At 35.6% G+C, this 19,440-nt stretch carries 10 protein-coding genes; 6 read left to right on the plus strand and 4 right to left on the minus strand.

All coding sequences use genetic code 11. The annotated features are described in order from the left end of the window. Positions 1 to 11: 11 nt before the first annotated feature. From ACSV4D_RS06595 to ACSV4D_RS06605, 3 genes are all read left to right on the plus strand, one after another. Positions 12 to 581 carry an RNA polymerase sigma-70 factor gene (locus ACSV4D_RS06595; protein WP_439227691.1) on the plus strand — a complete coding sequence of 190 codons (570 nt, stop codon included), beginning with the start codon at positions 12 to 14 and terminating at the stop codon, positions 579 to 581. Positions 582 to 661: 80 nt separating this feature from the next. Next, positions 662 to 1,597 carry a FecR family protein gene (locus ACSV4D_RS06600; protein ID WP_439227589.1) on the plus strand — a complete coding sequence of 312 codons (936 nt, stop codon included), beginning with the start codon at positions 662 to 664 and terminating at the stop codon, positions 1,595 to 1,597. Between the two features lie 126 nt (positions 1,598 to 1,723). Then, a complete protein-coding gene (locus tag ACSV4D_RS06605) occupies positions 1,724 to 4,363 on the plus strand; it encodes a TonB-dependent siderophore receptor (protein WP_439227590.1) in 2,640 nt (879 codons plus the stop codon). A gap of 52 nt (positions 4,364 to 4,415) precedes the next feature. Here ACSV4D_RS06605 and ACSV4D_RS06610 read toward each other — a convergent pair whose 3' ends face one another. Beyond that, a complete protein-coding gene (locus ACSV4D_RS06610) occupies positions 4,416 to 5,405 on the minus strand; it encodes a pectinesterase family protein (protein WP_439227591.1) in 990 nt (329 codons plus the stop codon). A gap of 190 nt (positions 5,406 to 5,595) precedes the next feature. Here ACSV4D_RS06610 and ACSV4D_RS06615 point away from each other — a divergent pair, with 190 nt between their 5' ends. After that, a complete protein-coding gene (locus tag ACSV4D_RS06615) occupies positions 5,596 to 8,061 on the plus strand; it encodes a glycosyl hydrolase 115 family protein (protein WP_439227592.1) in 2,466 nt (821 codons plus the stop codon). Positions 8,062 to 8,088: 27 nt separating this feature from the next. Here ACSV4D_RS06615 and ACSV4D_RS06620 read toward each other — a convergent pair whose 3' ends face one another. The 3 genes from ACSV4D_RS06620 to ACSV4D_RS06630 are packed head-to-tail and all read right to left on the minus strand — an operon-like array spanning position 8,089 to position 13,931. Continuing rightward, positions 8,089 to 9,630: a rhamnogalacturonan acetylesterase gene (locus tag ACSV4D_RS06620; RefSeq protein WP_439227593.1), complete on the minus strand. Its 1,542-nt coding sequence runs from the start codon at positions 9,628 to 9,630 to the stop codon at positions 8,089 to 8,091. A 55-nt stretch (positions 9,631 to 9,685) separates the two neighbouring features. Beyond that, the gene (locus ACSV4D_RS06625) at positions 9,686 to 12,553 is read right to left on the minus strand and encodes a glycoside hydrolase family 2 TIM barrel-domain containing protein (RefSeq protein ID WP_439227594.1); all 2,868 of its coding nucleotides are present in this window, start codon (positions 12,551 to 12,553) and stop codon (positions 9,686 to 9,688) included. Between the two features lie 16 nt (positions 12,554 to 12,569). Beyond that, positions 12,570 to 13,931, minus strand: a complete 1,362-nt coding sequence (locus ACSV4D_RS06630) for a rhamnogalacturonan acetylesterase (protein ID WP_408081686.1) — start codon at positions 13,929 to 13,931, stop codon at positions 12,570 to 12,572. 398 nt (positions 13,932 to 14,329) lie between these two features. On the opposite strand from ACSV4D_RS06630, the gene ACSV4D_RS06635 reads away from it, so the two are divergent. Both ACSV4D_RS06635 and ACSV4D_RS06640 read left to right on the plus strand, forming a co-directional pair. After that, on the plus strand, positions 14,330 to 17,440 hold the full coding sequence (locus ACSV4D_RS06635; RefSeq protein ID WP_408081685.1) for a SusC/RagA family TonB-linked outer membrane protein: 3,111 nt from the start codon (positions 14,330 to 14,332) through the stop codon (positions 17,438 to 17,440). Between the two features lie 16 nt (positions 17,441 to 17,456). After that, a complete protein-coding gene (locus tag ACSV4D_RS06640) occupies positions 17,457 to 19,406 on the plus strand; it encodes a RagB/SusD family nutrient uptake outer membrane protein (protein ID WP_408081684.1) in 1,950 nt (649 codons plus the stop codon). Positions 19,407 to 19,440: the final 34 nt, after the last annotated feature.

The following is a 19,440-nucleotide window of genomic DNA, read 5'->3' on the forward strand; positions in this document are numbered from 1 at the left end:
AAACTTCAATTATCAAAGAGAAAGCCAGAACATATAATTTATCTGATTATTCTGATTTCAAAAGTCTTTACAGAGACTTTTGGAAAAAATTATATGCTATATGCTACAGCAAAACTTCAAATAAAGAAGCCTCTGAAGATATGGTTCAAGACATTTTTATTTCACTTTGGAACAGAAGAAATAAATTAGTAATTACATCTTCAATTGAGCATTATTTGATTAAATCTGCCAAATTAAAAGTCATCGACTATTACAGAATTCAATCATCTGCTAAAGAAAATAATCTCCTCGAATGTAATTTATGCGAACATCCTGAATTTGACAAAGAATTTCTGCAACAAAATGAAGCTTTATACCAGTTTCTTGAACAAGATGTCGAACTTATAGTCAGCGACTTACCGTGTCAATGTCAAAAAGTATATCGATTAAGCCGTGAAGAACAAATGAGTACAACTGAAATAGCCGATAATCTAAATATTTCGCCTAAAACAGTAAAAAATCATCTTACCAAAGCACTGGGTCTAATACGAAAAAACATCCCTTCTTTTTATGCAATAACTTTGTTGCATCATCTTTTATAAAAAATATTCATCAATTTTATTTCTTCACTAGGACTCCCTTCCTTTTTTTTCGACTATACTATTGAACAAGGTTTAGTCAAATGAAAATTACCCCTGAATTATTAAAAAAATATGCCAGCCATCAATGCTCCGAGCAGGAAAAAGAAATTATTGAGCAATGGCTAAATGAAACAAACCAAACAGAAGAAGAGGAGGAAATCCCTACTTCTGATTTTTTGGAAGAAAAAATGTGGGGCACTATTAAAGAAACAATAGTTGCTGAACCGGAAAAAAAGGCAAACATATTCCAGAAAACAACACCTTGGGCAATTGCTGCCAGTATTGCTCTATTAATTGGTTTAGGAATATTCAAGAAATCTTTTTCTAATGCTGATAATCCTGAAAAAATCCTTGTTTGTAAAACATTGGTAAGAGAAATGAAAAATATCACTTTAAGTGATGGTACAGTAGTTCATTTGAATGCTAATTCTACTTTAAAAATTCCTGAAAAATTTGCTAGCAATAATCGTAAGATCTTTTTAGAAGGAGAAGCTTATTTTGAAGTAGCAAAAGATAGCCTACGTCCTTTTACAATCCAAACCAAAAAATCAGAGACTACGGTTTTAGGAACAAAATTTAATTTATCGGCTTATACTAAAGAACCTACTACATTAACATTAGACGAAGGTAAAGTTTCTTTTAAAGACAAGAAAAACAAAACAAAATCCCTTATCATATTACCTAACGAACAAGTTGTATTAGATGATGATAGTCTTGTAAAAACTACCGTAAACACCAAGTATTACAAAGGCTGGATGAATAACACACTGTATTTTACTAATGAATCGTTTTTAGAAATTGCAAATAAAATAGAACGTATTTACGGTGTAACCATTCACATTAAAAAACATCAATTAAAAAATCAAATCTATAAAGGAGAATTTGAAAATCCTGAAATAGGAAATCTTTTAGACGATTTGAGCTTTGTACTAAAGTTTAGATATGAGATAAAAGGAAATGATATTATAATTTATTAATCCTAAAAAAATAGAAATGAAACAAACCTAACCCTAAAAACAATAAAAAAACCAGTATGCCGTGTCCAAACTACATACTGGCGAATGTCATTCAATAGCAATTAAATAAACATTTTTTACAAAAATATGAAATCTAAAACAATAAACACATGTTCTACACGTGTATTAAAAATCGCCTTTTTCTTTATATTATGCTTCAATGCGCAGCATATTTTCGCACAAGATTCACTTTTAGACAAGAGAGTTACTTTAAGTTTTAAAAATGAAAACCTCCCTAATGTTATTACAAAAATAGAAGAACAAGCATCTTGCTCTTTCTCTTATACTTCGAACATTTTTAAAACAAATAGACTTGTTAGTAAAAATTACTTTAATGAACCTTTGCGAGAAGTACTTAATGAACTATTTGTAAAACACCAGGTATATTATCGCATACGAAACAATACGATACACTTGCAAAACAATACCGAAAAAGGACAGGTTTCGGGAAAATTAACTACCGTTGACGGCAATCCTGCTCCATTTGTTTCCGTTGCATTACAAGGAACTAATTTAGGCGCCACTTCTGATGAAAATGGATACTTTAAATTTTCTGCACCAGAAGGTGAATATACTATTTTAGTTCGTTCTCTTGATTTAAAAGAGCAGAAACAACCCGTAAGTATAGTAGCCAATACAAATACTAAAGTTAATTTTAGATTAAGCGAAACGAGTGAAGCTTTAAAAGAAGTGGTTGTAGTAGGGAATAAATATTCTATTACTTCAAAAAAAGAAAGCGAATATGTAGCTCGACTTCCGCTTAAAAATTTGGAAAACGCACAAGTTTATAGTGTAGTTGACAAAGAACTTATTAAAGAACAAATGGCATTAACGCTTGAAGAATCTTTTAGAAATGTTCCTGGAGCTGCTCCTGCTAAAACGGGCTCAGGAATGCCCTCTTTTTTCTCCAGAGGTTTTCAAACCAGCGAGAATTTCCGTAACGGAATGGCAACTTATCTGCGAACAGGTATTGATTTAGCTAATGTGGAACGCGTGGAAACCATCAAAGGACCAAACTCTACTCTTTTTGGTGCACAAATGACTTCTTTTGGAGGTATTGTAAATTACGTAACTAAGAAACCATACAACCGTTTTGGAGGCGAAATAATTTATACAGGCGGAAGTTGGAATCTAAACCGGATGACGCTTGATATCAATACTCCAATTCAAAACGCAGATGGTTTACTAGTTCGACTGAATGTATCCCGCCAGACCGAAAACAGTTTTCAGGATCAGGGAAACAACGCCTCAACACTTATTGCTCCTAGCATTTCTTATCAGGTAAATGATCGTTTAAAACTGAATCTAGATATGGATTTTCTCAACGTGAAAGGAATTGTTGCCGGAGGCTGGATTACAGGAGCAACCTTAGGAAAGACCAGTTTTAAAGAAATGAATCTGGATTACCGTCAATCGCTTAATGATAATTCATTAGTAAGCAAACAAAGTTCGAACAATGTATTAATTGAAGCTGAATATAAAATTTCTGACCAATGGATTTCAGAATCTAAATATGCCTTCGGCGGTGGTGCTTATGACGATCTTTATATTTTTGATTATATCTGGCAAAATCCATCATCAGTGGATCGAATTTTAAGAGCTTTTACGGATGAAAAAACAACCCGAAAAAACTTCCAGCAAAATTTTACAGGAGATTTTAAAATAGGTAAATTACGAAACAGATTAGTTGCTGGTTTTGATTATTTATCCGCTTCCAGAATAACCAGATATGACGGACTGGGCTACGGAGGTAAAGTATTTGAACCTGCAAATTTGGACAATCTCGCTGCAACACCGGTTATTCGATTCGAAAATGTTCAGGCAATATTAGCTGCAAGAAACACAGGACAAAATATTACCAAAGAATCAACTTACAGTGCTTATGTTTCAGATGTTTTAAACCTGACCGAACAATTTTTAGTAATGGGAAGTTTACGTGTAGATCGTTTTATCAGCGATGGGACAACAAATTCACTGACTCGTGCCACAACAGGCAAATACAATCAAACCGCTGTTTCTCCTAAATTTGGACTGGTTTACCAAATTTTAAAAGAGAAAATCTCTGTATTTGGAAATTACTTAAATGGTTTTAAAAACGTAGGAAACCGAATTCAGCCTAATGGAGAAGTTTCTATTTTTAAACCGCAGCAAGCGGCACAATGGGAAGGCGGTTTTAAAGTTGATTTATCAAACAAATTGAATGCTACTGTTAGTTATTACCACATTGATGTAACAAATAGTACCCGAAATGAACTTCGTAACAATATTAACTTTTTTGTACAGGACGGAAAACAAAAAAGTAAAGGACTTGAGGTAGAAATTATTGGCCGACCTTTTTCAGGGTTCAATTATGTAGCCAGTTATGGTTATAATGACAATGAATTTACAAGAGCAAATGCAAATATAATTGGCAAAAGAGCACAAGGTACTCCGGAACATGTGCTTAATCTTTGGGCAAGTTATGTTATTATTAATGGAAAAGCACAAGGACTGGGACTCGGAATAGGAAATTCTTATGTTTCTGACACTTTTCTGGACAGTGCTAATACCTTTACATTGGACTCTTACAACCTTCTTGATGCTACTATTTTCTATAATCGTCCAAAATATAGAATAAGTATTAAAGCAAATAATATTCTCGACGAACAATATTGGGTAAGTGATGGTTATTATGCCCGTCCGCAAAAATTAGCCAATTTTATGGTCAATATGACTTACAAGTTTTAATACAAAAAAAGCGCCTCAAGTATCATTAAAACCTAACTTGAGGTGCTTTTTTTTATTTTTCTATAATCACTTTCCAAAAATCATCTTTAGAAAAAATATTTTTCAAAGTATATTTTTTCGCTTCTTCCTTTGATAATTGATGTGACCAAGAAACTCTTTTATTGGTTTTTGCGCCCTTTCCTTTGTTTTTGTATTCAGCATAAAAAGCGGTTTTGTCCTTATCCGGATAACGTTCGTCTTTCCAAGGATTCCAGCCTTCCGGCAAAATATGATCTCCTAATTTCGATTTTATAAATACCGTTTTAGCATACGGACGCCACGGACGACCTAAGAAAACTTTAGTCACACCCGCATCCGCAATCAATTTACAATTGATAAAAACATAACCAAATCCCAGATTTTCAGGTGTGGAAGCCGCGGTGATATAGGAATCTTTCTTGCTGTTGATGACACAATTTTCAAAAACTGCCACTGCCGGACCAAAAATAAAATCAGTCGTTCCCTCAATATAGCAATTTTCATAATATTGATAATAGCCATCTCCGTCAGTCAATAAAGTGTCCTGACAACCTAAAATATTAGCATTTCTTATTATAAAACGTTCTCCTTTTGCGCACAAGGAAACAGCCTGTCCTTTGTCACACCAGGAATTTTCAATAGTTACGTTTTCAATCGTAACATCATTGGCGCGAACTAAAAGGGTATACGAATCGGAAGTTCCAAAGTTTCGCTTCGAATTCGGATTTGGTTTTCCGGAATAATCATCATTGGTAATAATGGTTTTTTCTTTATCCTCCCCTACTAAAATTAATTGCGGTTTAGACGAAGGAATTACCAATTTCTCCTTATAAATTCCATTTTTGATATAAATTTCAACACTCCCTTTATCTGTTTCTGCAGCATCAATTGCTTCCTGAACGGTTTTGAAATCACCGCTTCCGTCCTGAGCAACGGTTATTTTTTTATCTAAATTTAACTTTATTGAGTTTCCAAAACTACTATTGGCAAAAACGCAAAAAAACAATACTAAAATATACTTCATTCTTTAAATAAATTAATTATTCATCCTTTTAAATCAAAAGGAATCAAAATCCAAAAATAAAGAAAAAAAACCAGTTTATAGTAATCGATTGCACATCTAAAAAACACGAAATAACTTCTTATTCTGAACTTATTATCTTATTTTAGACGGCTATAAAAACCATCAGAATTTCTTCAAAACAACTATTTTAATGGGAAACAAAATCCAAAATTTATTTTTACTGTTATTCGTATGTAACACCCAGCTTTTTTGGAGTCAGCAAAATCAAAATTCTTTTCTTATTGCCGATAAAAACGAAGTAAAATCAATTTACATTGATCCGGAATCAGATGAACTTATTCTTTGGGCGGTAAACGAACTGGCTACCAACATTCAGGAAATAACGGGTCAGAAACCACAAATTATTTCGACACAAAAACCAGCTTCTGAAAGCGGGATTTATATTGGTCAAATTGATGAGACGCTTTTTAAAAATTACAAAAAGTCAAGAAAAGACCTAACGGGTTCCTGGGAAAAATTCTCTATCAGTAACGAAAAAAACAATTTATATATTACAGGCAGCGATGTGCGTGGTACCGTTTACGGTATCTTTGAAGTTGTTGAAAGACTTGGGGTTTCCCCTTGGAAATGGTGGGCAGATGTCCACAATATTAAAAAAGAAAAATTAGCTTTAGAACTTCCAAAAGAAGGCATTACTGAAAGTCCTTCGGTACAATTTCGCGGTATCTTTTTGAACGATGAAGACTGGGGGTTACAACCCTGGGCGGCTAAAACATTCGAAAAAGAAACCGGAGATATTGGTCCAAAAACCTACGAAAAAATATTTCAATTGCTGCTGCGCCTGAAAGCCAATACAATTTGGCCGGCGATGCATCCTTCTACTAAAGCCTTTTTTAAAATAGAAGGTAATAAAGAAATGGCTCAAAAATACCATATTCTTTTAGGAACCTCCCATGCCGAACCCATGATGCGCAACAATGTGGATGAGTGGAAAAAAGAAACTATGGGTGATTTTAATTATTTCACAAACAGTGCGACCATTAATCAATACTGGCAGGACAGACTCAATGAAATCAAAGACAGCAAAGCCGAAACCATCATGACTCTGGGCATGCGCGGCGCTCACGACAGCCAGATGGAAGGGGCTAAAAATGCCGAAGACGCCAAAAATATGGTTGAAAAAATCATTACTACACAACGTGAAATGCTGGCTGCGACTTTCAAAAAACCCATTACTTCTATTCCACAGGTGATGATTCCGTACAAAGAAGTTCTGGAACAATACAACAAAGGAATGAAAATACCGGAAGACGTAACACTGATGTGGACGGATGATAATTACGGTTACATTAGACGTTTTAGCGATGAAAAAGAACAAAAAAGAGTGGGCGGCGGTGGCGTTTATTACCATATAAGCTATTGGGGAAGACCACACGATTATCTGTGGTTGTGCAGCACGCAACCCGGATTAATTTGGGAAGAAATGTCTAAAGCTTATGCCAATGGTGATCAGAAAATGTGGATTGTAAACGTGGGTGACATCAAACCTGCCGAATACGATTTAGAGTTTTTCATGGATCTGGCCTGGGATATTAATTCGATAAAACCAGACGAAATTCACCAACATTTGAAAAACTGGGCAGCCAGAGAATTTAACGATAAAGTTGCCTATGAAGTAAGTTCAGTAATGAGTGAATATTACCGATTAGCCATGTTACGCAAACCGGAATTTATGGGCTGGAGCCAAACCGAACCTACTACCCAAATTAAACCTTCCGATTTTACAACAGATGAGGCCATCAGGAGAATAGTGCTTTATGATTCTTTAATGGAAAAAGTTAATCAGCTGTCAGCTTCCATTCCGGAAGAACGAAAAGACGCCTGGTTTCAACTGGTCGTATATCCTGTAAAAAGCGCTGCTTACATGAACCGCAAATTCTTATATTGGAACTTAGCTTTAGAAACAACTGATTCGGTTACTAAAGAAAAATACCTAAATTCATCTAAAGAGGCTTATAGCCAAATCGAAGCTTTGACTCTTTATTACAATACGGAATTAAGCAATGGAAAATGGAATAATATGATGAGTATGGCACCCAGAAACCTACCGGTTTATCAGCCCATTGATTATAACAACGTACCAAAAGTGGCCGAAAACAAAGCCTCAAATCCAGAAAATGAAGTTATTGCTATTCAGGCAAATGAATTTACCACCCAAAAACAAGCAAAAAACTACAACTGGAAAGCGATTGACGGTTTAGGATACAGTAACGCTGCTGTTACTTTGTTTCCATTAAAATCAGAATATTTTGAATCAGAAAAACCTTCGGTAACCTATACTTTTAAAACGGATAAAACGGGAGAGTATGAAGTGGAAGTTCGTTTTATACCAACGCATGCCAATAATTCCGACCATGAAGCCACTATTTCATTCGATGCTAATACCAGCAAAACGTTTAAACTCAACAGCTACGACAGAAATGCAGTCTGGAAAGCTAATGTATTACGTAATGCAGCAATTTTTACATTACCGGTCAAAATAGAAAAAACAGGAAAACATACCATTACAATTGAAGTCAATCAAACTGGAATTGTTATTGACCAATTGGCAATCTATCCTAAAGGGCAAAAAAAATATGAGATACCATTTGAATAACGGTATCTCATAATATTCTTAAAACGATTACCTATTCAACTGAACCGGAGGCAAACTATCAATTTCTTTTTTACTTAAAACTAAATCTCTAATCTTACTTCCTTTAAGATTTCTTAGTTCTTCAGCAGCAGTTTCGGCAACAGCATTCGCTCCCGCTCTACCGGTATGGGTATGGTCTTTCGGGAAAAATGCTTTTACAGCTTCCTGTCCTAAAGCTTCATATTTTTGTGCTACTTTATCACTCAGATCGATATAATCTGCTTTCTCCTCTGTAGCTACTTCCTGAGCCCATTTCACATAGGTTGTTTTTCTTTGCTCCACTTTTCCGTTTGGCCATTCGTTTCTTGGCGTTAAGCTCATCACAATTGGAGTTGCTTCTTTTTCTCTGGTTTCACGAATGTATTTTTTCATGTACCAGCCATAAGTATGCACGGTTTCCATGATACTATCGGCACGATTCACTACTCGGGTTTCATCGCTAATTCCGTGGATGGAACCTCTGAACTTTTCGCTGTCAATCTTACCTGCATCGTTATGCCCAAATTGAATAATAACAAAATCTCCCGGTTGAATTTCACTTTTAGTTTTATCCCAAAGTCCTTCATAATCAAAAGTACGGCTACTTCTTCCTCCTCTGGCTTTGTTAACAATATTTACACGAGTTGTATCAAAATAACGGGGAACCATCATGCCCCAACCTATTGCATTTTCATTACTATTTTCAGCCATAGTTGAATCACCAATGAGAAAAACATTAATTTTTCGAGGTAATTTAATTACTGGATTTTCCAAGATATAATTCTTCAAAGAATTGGTAGATGCTTTTAACCCTTCAATAATTGAACTAGCGGCCAGCACTGCTCCTTTGGCTGAAGGATGCGTATGATCTTTTTGATAAAAATACGTTCCGGTAACTTTCGCTTCTCCAAATTTCTCCAGTTTAGAAGCCATTCTGTCATTCAAATCAATAAAGGTCACTTTTTCCTGATCGGCAATTTGTTTCGCCCACAAACCATAAGAAGTATTGTTTCGAGGCAATTTCCCGTCTTTCCAAGTATTTCTAGGAATTGGCGACATCACCACAGGGATTGCTCCCTTTTCTTTGGCTTCTTTTACTACTTTACGAATATACCAACCATAAGAATGAACCACTTCCGGTTTTTTGGTAATCATATTCACAATTTTTTCCGACTTATCTGAGATTCCTTTAATTGTTCCTCTTGCTCTGATTGTATCATTCAAAGGACCATCATCATTATGCCCCCACTGAATCAGGACATAATCCCCTTTTTTTAATTTTTTGTAGACGGCATCCCACAAACCTAAATTTTGATAGGTTCTGCTACTGGTTCCTCCTAAGGCATGGTTTTCCACTCTGATTTTGGTACTGTCCAAAAACTGTCCGATGTAATCGCCCCAACCCCAAAGACCTCCTGTCCCGTCACCACGACCATTTTTAACGGTTGAATCTCCAACAGTATAAACAGTAATTTTTTGTTGCGCTTCTGCCTGAAATTGCACTAAAAAAAGTACAAAAAAAGCAAAAAGTATAAATTTATTAATCTTCATTTTCACAATCATTATTTATTATTGAATATTGCAATTATCATTGCTATTGAATTTCTTATTTCTCTGTTCTAAAATCAAACCAGATATTCATTTGAATTCCTTCGTCACCACTTTTAATCCGGATACTTGCCGGCTGGCTGTGTGGTCCATGATGCTCAATAGGTTTGAAAGAACGCATTGCCGGTATTTCATACATGAATGAAATATTACCTTCCGGAAATCTCGGTTGCGGATGAGCACCGTCAAAAGCATTTTTAGGTAAATCCGGAGTAAACAATCTTAAAAACACCTTTTCGGAAGTCGAAAACATTTTGAAACTATTATTGCCTTTCGCTTTCAAAGAAGCTGCATACATGTTGGCATGATAGCCTTTAAATTCCGGTAAAATCATATTCTCAAAACTCTCTCCTGGAACGGTTTGATTGTATTCTTTTTCCCAAATCCCGGTTGTGGTTCCTTTGATTCTGTTTTTCCAAACATGATAAGGACCATTCCCCAGCCACTTTATACTTTCCACTCCTTCTTCAGGGAAATCAAAAGTAATACCAAAAGCATCTACTTTATCCTGAACAAAAGCACCATCAAAACCATTATTGGCTCCGGCATCTTTTAGCGCCAGCATTTCCATTTTTAAGCGCCCGTCAGCAGTCATGGTCCATTTGATACTTTTTATACCTCCTGTATAATTCACCACACAAACAACAGCATCCTTTTCGGTAGTAGTTTGCATATTTTTTACTTCAGCTTTCATACCAATTGGTGTAGGCCCGTTAGTCAAAGGCACGATTCCGTTTTTATTTGAAACCGAGATAATTTTTCCTGTTTTTTTGTCGAAAGAAACCTGAACTTCTTTACTGATTAAAGAAACTGAAGCTGCTTCGTCTTTTATAGATACTTTAGCTTTAATTTCTTTTTTCAATAAAAATTTCTCTGCAAAATAATCTCCTTTATGAATCGGCCACGACCAGGTATAAATTTCTCTTCCATGCTGATCATGAGCGGTAATTTCAATCCAGTCTCCTTCAAAAAAGTTAGCTGCAACAGGAATTTTTATTTTCGAAGTTTCGCCTGGTTCAATATTTGGGATTTCAATTTTTCCTTTATCTAAAACTGAAATGGCATTATTTCCATAAAAAGCATTTTTGTCTCCCTTAATCACTTTGTAATCCAGAGTACAACTATTTAAATTGCTATAGATATAATCATTTGAAATGAAAAATGCACCATCAAATTTTGAAGTAATACTTACAGGAGCAAATTGAATAGGTGCCCAAATTTCTTTTATGGCAAAAAAGCTTCCTTCTTTTTCACGGTGAGGTCCTAAAACTCCGTCAGCTGCTAAAGAACCTTTGGAATCAAATTGCTCTTTTCCGGTCCAATCGACTCTTTTTACGGCTTCATCACAAAAAACCCAAATAAATCCACCGGCAAACAGCGGACTTTCTTTGTATTGTTTCCAGAAATCTTCCAGTCCTGCTCCTCCTCCATTATCATAAGTAGCGTGCATAAACTCTGTTGGAAAGAAAACATTTTCCCCATTTACAAATCGGTGAATCCCTGTTTGATACGCAGGATAATGATGCACATCCCAGCCGTCAAAGTCAGACCAAGGGTGAATGACAATGCGTTTTTGCGGATCTAAATCTCTAAAAATACTATCTGTTTTATAATTCCATCCGCCTTCGTTTCCGTTATCCCAGATAATCACCGAAGCATGATTTACATCACGAGTTACCATTTCTTTTACTAACTTACTTCCAGTCTCTGTATCATATGAATTTTGCCAACCCGCTAATTCATCCAAGACAAAAATACCTAAGGAATCACAAACTTGTAAAAAATGACTATCAGCCGGATAATGCCCGCGAACAGCATTCATATTCATATCTTTTAGCAAATTCACATCCATAATACTTAGACGTTTGCTGGTACTTCTTCCGGATTCCGGCCAAATCTCATGACGGTTAATTCCTTTCATGATAATCTTTTTACCATTGACATAAATACCGTCTTTTTTGATAAATTCTAAAGTTCTAAAACCAATACGTTCTGTAATCTCATGAATCGGTTTTCCTTTTTGTTTCAACTCTAATTTCAGATGATACAAATTAGGCGTTTCTGGACTCCATGCTTTGATGTTTGAAAACTTCATACTAATGGCTTTTTTAGTCTCTTTAGCATTAACATCAAAAGAAAAACTACCTAAAACCTTATCACTTCCATCAGCAGTTATCGAAGCCGTAACAGTACTTTTTTGAGCAATATTCTGTAAATCCAATTCGGCATTTAAGGTTCCGTCCATTTTAGCATCTACCGCTACATGAGCAATATTCTCTTTTGGCATAATTTCGAGCCAAACCGGACGATAAATTCCGCCAAAAAGCCACCAATCGGCCTTTCTTTCAGCCGCATTAACAGAATTATTAGCTGAATGCTTGGAAACATGTGCTTCCAGAACATTTGTTCCTCCGTAATTGATTAATGACGAAATATCATATTTGAACTCATAAAAACCACCCTGATGAATCGCCCCTGCCGATTTTCCGTTTATTTTAACTTCCGTATCCGTCATAGCTGCGCCAAAAACGATATAAATTGTTTTGCCTTTATCGGCAGCATCTATCTTAAATTCGTGTTTGTAGAAACCTTCTTCTTTACTAGGTTCTTTTTGATTCAATTCTTTGTACCAACGTCCATAAGTATACTCCCCAAAACCTTGTAATTCCCAGTTGGAAGGCACATTTATTTTCGACCATTGTTTACTATTAGCTCCGTCAGTACACATAAAATCCCATTGAACAGGATGTTCAAAGTCAGTTCCAGAAAGAAAAACTTTAGTAGTTTGTTGTGCATTTGCATTGATCACACATAAAAAAGGCAGGAACAACGCAATCGTAGTTTGTAATGATTTTTTAAAAAACATATTTTTTTAGTTATAATTAATTTCCATCAGGTTTTATCGTTTCAAAACGCGAACTCATTGGTAATGTCCAATTAGCGAAAGTATTTGGATAATTTGGATTGTATTGAGATACTTCTTTTAGAATATGGTTTGCCAACGGACTATTCAAATCACGAAGTCCCTTAATCACACAAAGTGCAATTTCATTGGCTCCAAAAGAATTAAAATGGGTATTGTCCTCTAATTTCTCTTTTTGACCCGGAAAAGTATTAGCGGGATATTGTACAAAGCCTTTTCGGGATGGCTCATCACCCCAGCTTTCGTATAAGGTAGTTGTTAATTTTGTAATATCAACTAACGGAACATTCATTTCCTGCGCTACTTTACGCATCGCATCCGGATAATCACCATGTGTAGGCTTTAAAGTTCCATCGGTATTAAAAGCACGACGTTGCACAGGAGTAATCAGGATAGGATTTGCACCTTTGTCTCTCGCTGCATTAACGTACTCTCTTAAAGAAGCAGAATACGAATCCCAGGGACCAATACCTGCTCCTTTTTCTTTTTCGTCGTTATGAGCAAATTCTACAATTAGGTAATCCCCCGGTTTGATAACTGATAAAACTTTCTCTAATCGCAAACTGGCCTTAAACGAGCGTAATGTTAATCCTGATGCAGCATAATTAGAAACTACAATATTTTTATCAAAATAATTAGTAATATACTGTCCCCAGGAAGCCCAAGGCTCTAAATCCTGATCGGTCACAGTAGAATCACCCGCTAAATAAACAGTGGTTACATCTGCTATCGGAGCAATAGAAATACTCTTTATTTCAACAGTTCCCAGAAATTCCAAAGTTAGTTTCTCATCCCAATTCAATTGACCCAAATCACGGTCTTTGAGTTTTATCTCAGATATCTTGTTAATTTTAGGAGTTCTGACATTTACATTAAAAATTTTTGTAGTAGTTTCTCCTTTTTTAAGCTGGTGCTGATCGAGCATCAATCTTCTTGATTCTGCTTTAATAGTTGTGTTTGTATTCTGTGAAACACTCCCATAAGTTACTGCAACCTGATAGTTTCCCTCCGGTAATTGTACTGAAAAATAAGTTGGTGCATCAATAGTAAAAGAATCTGAATTTAATTTTACTTTTTCAGCAGTATTAAAATCAAAGCCGTAACCTGATCCAGCATCATAACTTACAGATTGATTAACAACAATTACTTCCTTTGATTTTTTTACTTTTTTACCAAAGTAAAACACTTTTTTTTCTACCGTTTCTGATGTTTGTTCCACTTTTTCTTTGGAAGCCAATCCCGCTAATGCTGATGCCGAACAAGAAATATTAAAAATACCTGCCACAAAAAACAGAAGAAATAACTTTTTTATCTGAACCATAACAATCGTTATACTTTTTTAAAATAATCGCCTAAAGTAGTTTTTTTCAAATAAATCAGTATCCTGCACTGTCTAGGTGTTCTGTATTAGCTCTAAGATTTCATAATAATTTTTCTTCGTCAATCAATTTATTTAATCGATAATAAAGGAAACCATCATCTATTGGTCTAAAAAATAAGATTTATCACAATAAAAAACAAACTTCATTTTTCCTTAGTATAAAAATTTTCCAATTTTTAGGCAAAAACAGGAGAATACAGGACACGTTAAATAAAAGTTAATTTTATTTTCGTATTGCTAATAATTTATGATTATTTTTTTGTACTTTCAAAAAATAATAATTTATTATTATCATATTATTACTTCACAAACCTATTAACAAACCAAAATTATTTTTTATGAAACATCCATTCTTAAAGTATCTGGTTTTATTAAGCATCTTTCTAACCAATTTGTGTGCTTTTTCTCAAACCAATACTATTACAGGAACCATTAAAGACAATACAGGCATGCCAATACCGGGAGCCAATGTATTGATTAAAAACACCTCCACAGGGGTACAGACAGATTTTGATGGTAAATTTGCCATCAAAGCAAACCCAGAAGACATTTTAGTCGTTTCTTTCATTGGAATGAAAACAAAAGAAGTTAAAGTGGGAACCCAAAAGAGCATTAACTTCAATCTGGAAGAAGAAGGTAATAATCTGGAAGAAGTAGTGGTAGTAGGTTACGGAACCAGAAAGAAAAAAGATTTAACAGGATCTATTGTTAGTGTTGGAGCCGAAGAAATCGCCTCAAGACCGGTACAAAATGCTGTTCAGGCCATGCAAGGTAAAGCCGCAGGGGTTGACATTGGTTCAAACGAACGCCCGGGAACTGTTGGAAGCATCAACATTCGTGGATCACGTTCTATTGCTGCATTTAACTCTCCTCTGTATGTCGTAGATGGAATCCCCTTGAATTCAAGAGCCAATACTGATTCAGATGGCAACGTTACACAAGTAGGTGGTGGTATCGATTTTATCAATCCAAGCGATATTGAATCCATTGACGTGTTAAAAGATGCCTCAGCAACCGCTATTTACGGATCACGTGGAGCTAACGGAGTGGTTATTGTTACTACCAAGAAAGGAAAAAACGGAAAATTCACTCTAAATTACGATACCGCAGTTATTACTGAGAAAATTCATGAATTCGCTCCATTGATGAATGCCGGGGAATACATCGAGCTACGTCGTTGGGCAAGATATTATTCTAATCCTGGGGCTTTCGCACCTGGAAATGCACCAACTATTGCCAATGACAGAGATATATTTTTAGCAACAGCCGATCCTGCTGCCTGGGCAAATATTGAAAAAGGATGGGCTGGAGGAACTTGGGACGGTTCAAAAGTAAGCACTACTGACTGGACTAAATTTGTCACTCAAACCGGAGTTACCCAACAACATACTATAAGCGTTAGTGGAGGTACAGAAAAAATGAAGGCCTATGGTTCATTTGGTTATCTGGACAATACAGGAACCCTAAAAGGACAAAGCTTCAAACGTTATAACGGGATTGCAAATATTGACATTACTCCAACTAGCTGGTTCTCGATGGGAGCCAATCTTAACACTAGTTATGGAATAAATGAATATGGATTATCTAATGTCGGTCGATCAGCAGTAGCATCTTCTGACGGAATTTACCTTACTGCCAGACAAAATCTACCTTACGCAGTTCCTCTTGATGCCGATGGTAACAGAATACAAAATCCCGGAGGAGATTCTACCATTAGGAATGTTTTTGAAGAATACAAATACTCTCAGGATCAACGTGTAACCTTACGTGCTTTTGGTAGTTTTTATGCTCAACTAGATTTTGGTGCATTTTCAAAAGCTTTAGACGGTTTAAAATACCGTGTCAATTTTGGACCTGACATTACTACCTACAGAAACGGAGTGTTTTTAAATGGATTATCCTCTGCTCGCTCCGGAACCAGTTTTGCTTCATTGTCAAAAAATCAAACAATTTCTTACACCTTAGACAATTTAATTTTATACAACAAAACAATTGGTAAACATGATTTTGGCGTAACCTTATTACAAAGCCAGACACAATACTCTAATGAAGAGAGCTCTATGTCTGCACAAAACATTCAAAATGTAGAAAACAAATGGAATGCTTTAACTACAGCGAATGTAACTTTAAACGGTTATGCTTCGAACATTATCGAATCTGGGTTATTTTCTTATATGGGAAGAATTACCTATGGCTACGATGATAAATATCTATTAACAGCTTCATTACGTTATGACTCAGCTTCGCAACTATCAAAATTAAACCGAAGAGATCAATTTACCAGTGCCTCTTTAGCCTGGCGTATAGACAAAGAAGAATTTTTACAAAATATTTCATGGCTTAATTCACTCAAGCTAAGAGCCGGATATGGAGTAACTGGTAATGCTGCTGTACCAGCTTATGAAACACAACCACCATTAAGTCAGGTACTTTACTCAACATCATCTGGGGTTTTAACCAATTTAAAATTAGGAAACGTTGAATTAGGCTGGGAAAAAACAACACAATACAATTACGGTATTGATTTCGGTGTGTTCAACAACAGGATTTCAGGAAGTTTAGAATATTATACTTCTAAAACGAATGATTTATTATTATCCCGAAGTATCCCAACAGTTGGTGGTTACGATAAGACACTGGCAAATATTGGGAAAACAGAAGGAAGTGGTGTTGAACTTACTTTAAACACAATTAATGTCAAAACAACCGATTTTGAATGGAGCTCCAGCCTAAGTGCCTCTTATCAAAAAAGTAGAATCGTTGAATTACAAAATGGAAAACAAGATGACCTTTTAAACAATAGATTTATTGGATATTCACCAGGAATCATATACGGCTTTGAATCTAACGGAATTTGGAGACCGGAAGATGCAGAAGAAATGGCTAAATTTAATGCAGCTGCAGGCTCCACAGTTTTCACATTTGGTAACGCCAGACCGGTAGATCAAAACGGTGATTACAAAATTGATGCTAACAACGATCGTGTAATTATAGGAAGTACCGAACCAAAATATATCACAGGACTAACTAATACTTTCACTTACAAAAATATAGAATTATCTATTTTTGTTATTGGGCGCTTTGGTTATCTGTACAATGCCGGAGGCGAAAACCTAAGTGGTAAAACCAGCCAAAGACAACTGGACTACTACACAGATGACAATACTGATGCTGAATACCAAAAACCGATTTTTTCCGCAGGAACAGGTGATTTATACAATCCTATTCTAGGTTACAAAAATGGTTCTTTCTTAAAAATTAGAAACATATCTTTAGGATATAACTTCGAAACAGATTTTGTGCAAAAAATTGGATTATCAAGATTAAGAATCTATGCGCAAGCTTCCAATCCAGGGATGATTTTCTCCAAAGTGAAATGGGTAGATCTTGATACAAGAACTACTTATTCCAACAGAGGATTTACATTAGGATTAAATGTTCAGTTCTAATAAAAAAACAAATATTATGAAAAATTATAAAACACTATATATCAACTTAATGCTAGTAGCTACAATTGGACTTAGTAGCTCTTGCAGTCAGGATTTTCTGGATGAAAAATTAACCACTGCATACACTAATGAGTATCTAAAGACAGAGGAAGGAATAAAGGCCTTATCAGTAGGGACATATTATCAGGTTTTTGCCTTAGATATGAACAGGGAAGTCCCACTAACAGCTAATGAATCAGGCACAGATGAATTTCACGTAGGTGGAGATCCTTCAAACGGTTTATGGAATTCTTATGCATCTGGATTTGGATCATTTGTAACCGTATCTAATTCTAATACCGTAGCAGCCAATACCAATTGGGATAACTTATATATTGGAATAGGGAATGCCAACCAATTAATCGAATCAGCGACCACCATTGCCTCGACTAATGATGCCATCAAAAAAATCGCATTAGGAGAAGGTTACTTTATGAGGGCTTACAATTATTTAAAATTAGTAAGACAATATGGTGACGTTCCTCTAAAGTTAATTCCTAACAGTACTACAGTAGAATTAGAATTTACCAGAACACCCGCTCAAGAAGTTTTAAGCCAAATTATTGATGATTTTACTCAGGCATACAATTTATTAGTGAATACAGGTGGTCCAAATAAAATCACCAAAGATGCTGCAGCTCATTATTTAGCTAAAGCTTATTTAACCCGTGCCAGCGAAATTAATGATGCTTGGAATTCAGCAACCAAAACAACTGACTTACAACAGGTGGTTACTTTATCAGATGAAGTAATTTCCCGTCACCCATTAGCTCCCAACTATGTCAACTTATGGGATTTTAAAGCTGCTGACGGAGCTAATGAAAAATTATCAGAATTAATCCTATCAGCTGACTTTAACTCTAACCAATTAACAACTGGTGGAAATCAACAACATTTGTATTTCCTTTCTACCTATGACCAACTACCTCAAATGATTCGTAATACAGCAGGTGGAAGACCGTTTAGCCGCTTAGCACCCACTTATTTTACATATGATGTATTTGACAAAGTAAACGATTCCCGCTTTTGGAAAAGCTTTCAGACTAAAAGCATTGTAAACAACAGAGTATCAGGAAGTATTTATGTCAATGGCGATTTAGGTATTATGTACATAATGAATAGCCCTTCAGATACAAGATTTGCAAAAACCAGAAATGATGGTACAATAATATATTCCAAAACAGGAAAAGTAATTCCAAGTGTCTTTGTGGCTTATGCCGATGATAATTTTGGTTTAATGAAAGATGTACGTTTCCCTTCTCTAAGTAAGTACATGGATGGTTCCCGACTTGATTTTAATGCTACAAAAGGAAGCCGTGATATCATATTAGCACGTTCTGCTGAAACTTATTTAATGGCTGCAGAAGCTAAAATACGTTTAGCTAAATTAGGAACAGGATCTTATGGTGATGCCTTAAGCTATATTAATACAGTTCGCAATCGTGCTACTTACAAATCTGGCGAAGACAGAGCTGCCTATACTGATGGCTCAGCCGCATGGACAACAGCAGTACAAGGAGGAAGAGCCAGCTCTTTTATTGCTGAAAATTCATATTACGAATCAAACGACATACCAGTAACAACAGCTGCTACTGATTTAACCATCACTGCTATTAATGTTCTTCCGGCTGCAGATCAGGCAGTAATTACAAAATTAGGCTACACGACTGATTACGATCGCATGCTTTGCTTAGTTTTAAACGAACGTACCAGAGAACTCTGCGGCGAATTCCATCGTTGGGAAGACTTAAGCAGAACCAAGACTCTAATCGCAAGAGCCAAAGCTTACAATCCGGAAGCTGAACCTAACATCAGAGAAATTCATAATTTACGTCCAATACCACAGACATTCCTAGATGGAATTTATGTAAACGGAAGACCATTAACTGCGGCAGAAAAAACAGCCATGCAAAACCCTGGCTACTAAATAATTAAATATATATTCATTAAAAGAGGAGGCT

This window comes from Flavobacterium sp. ARAG 55.4 (assembly GCF_051846875.1).
Lineage (GTDB): Bacteria > Bacteroidota > Bacteroidia > Flavobacteriales > Flavobacteriaceae > Flavobacterium > Flavobacterium plantiphilum.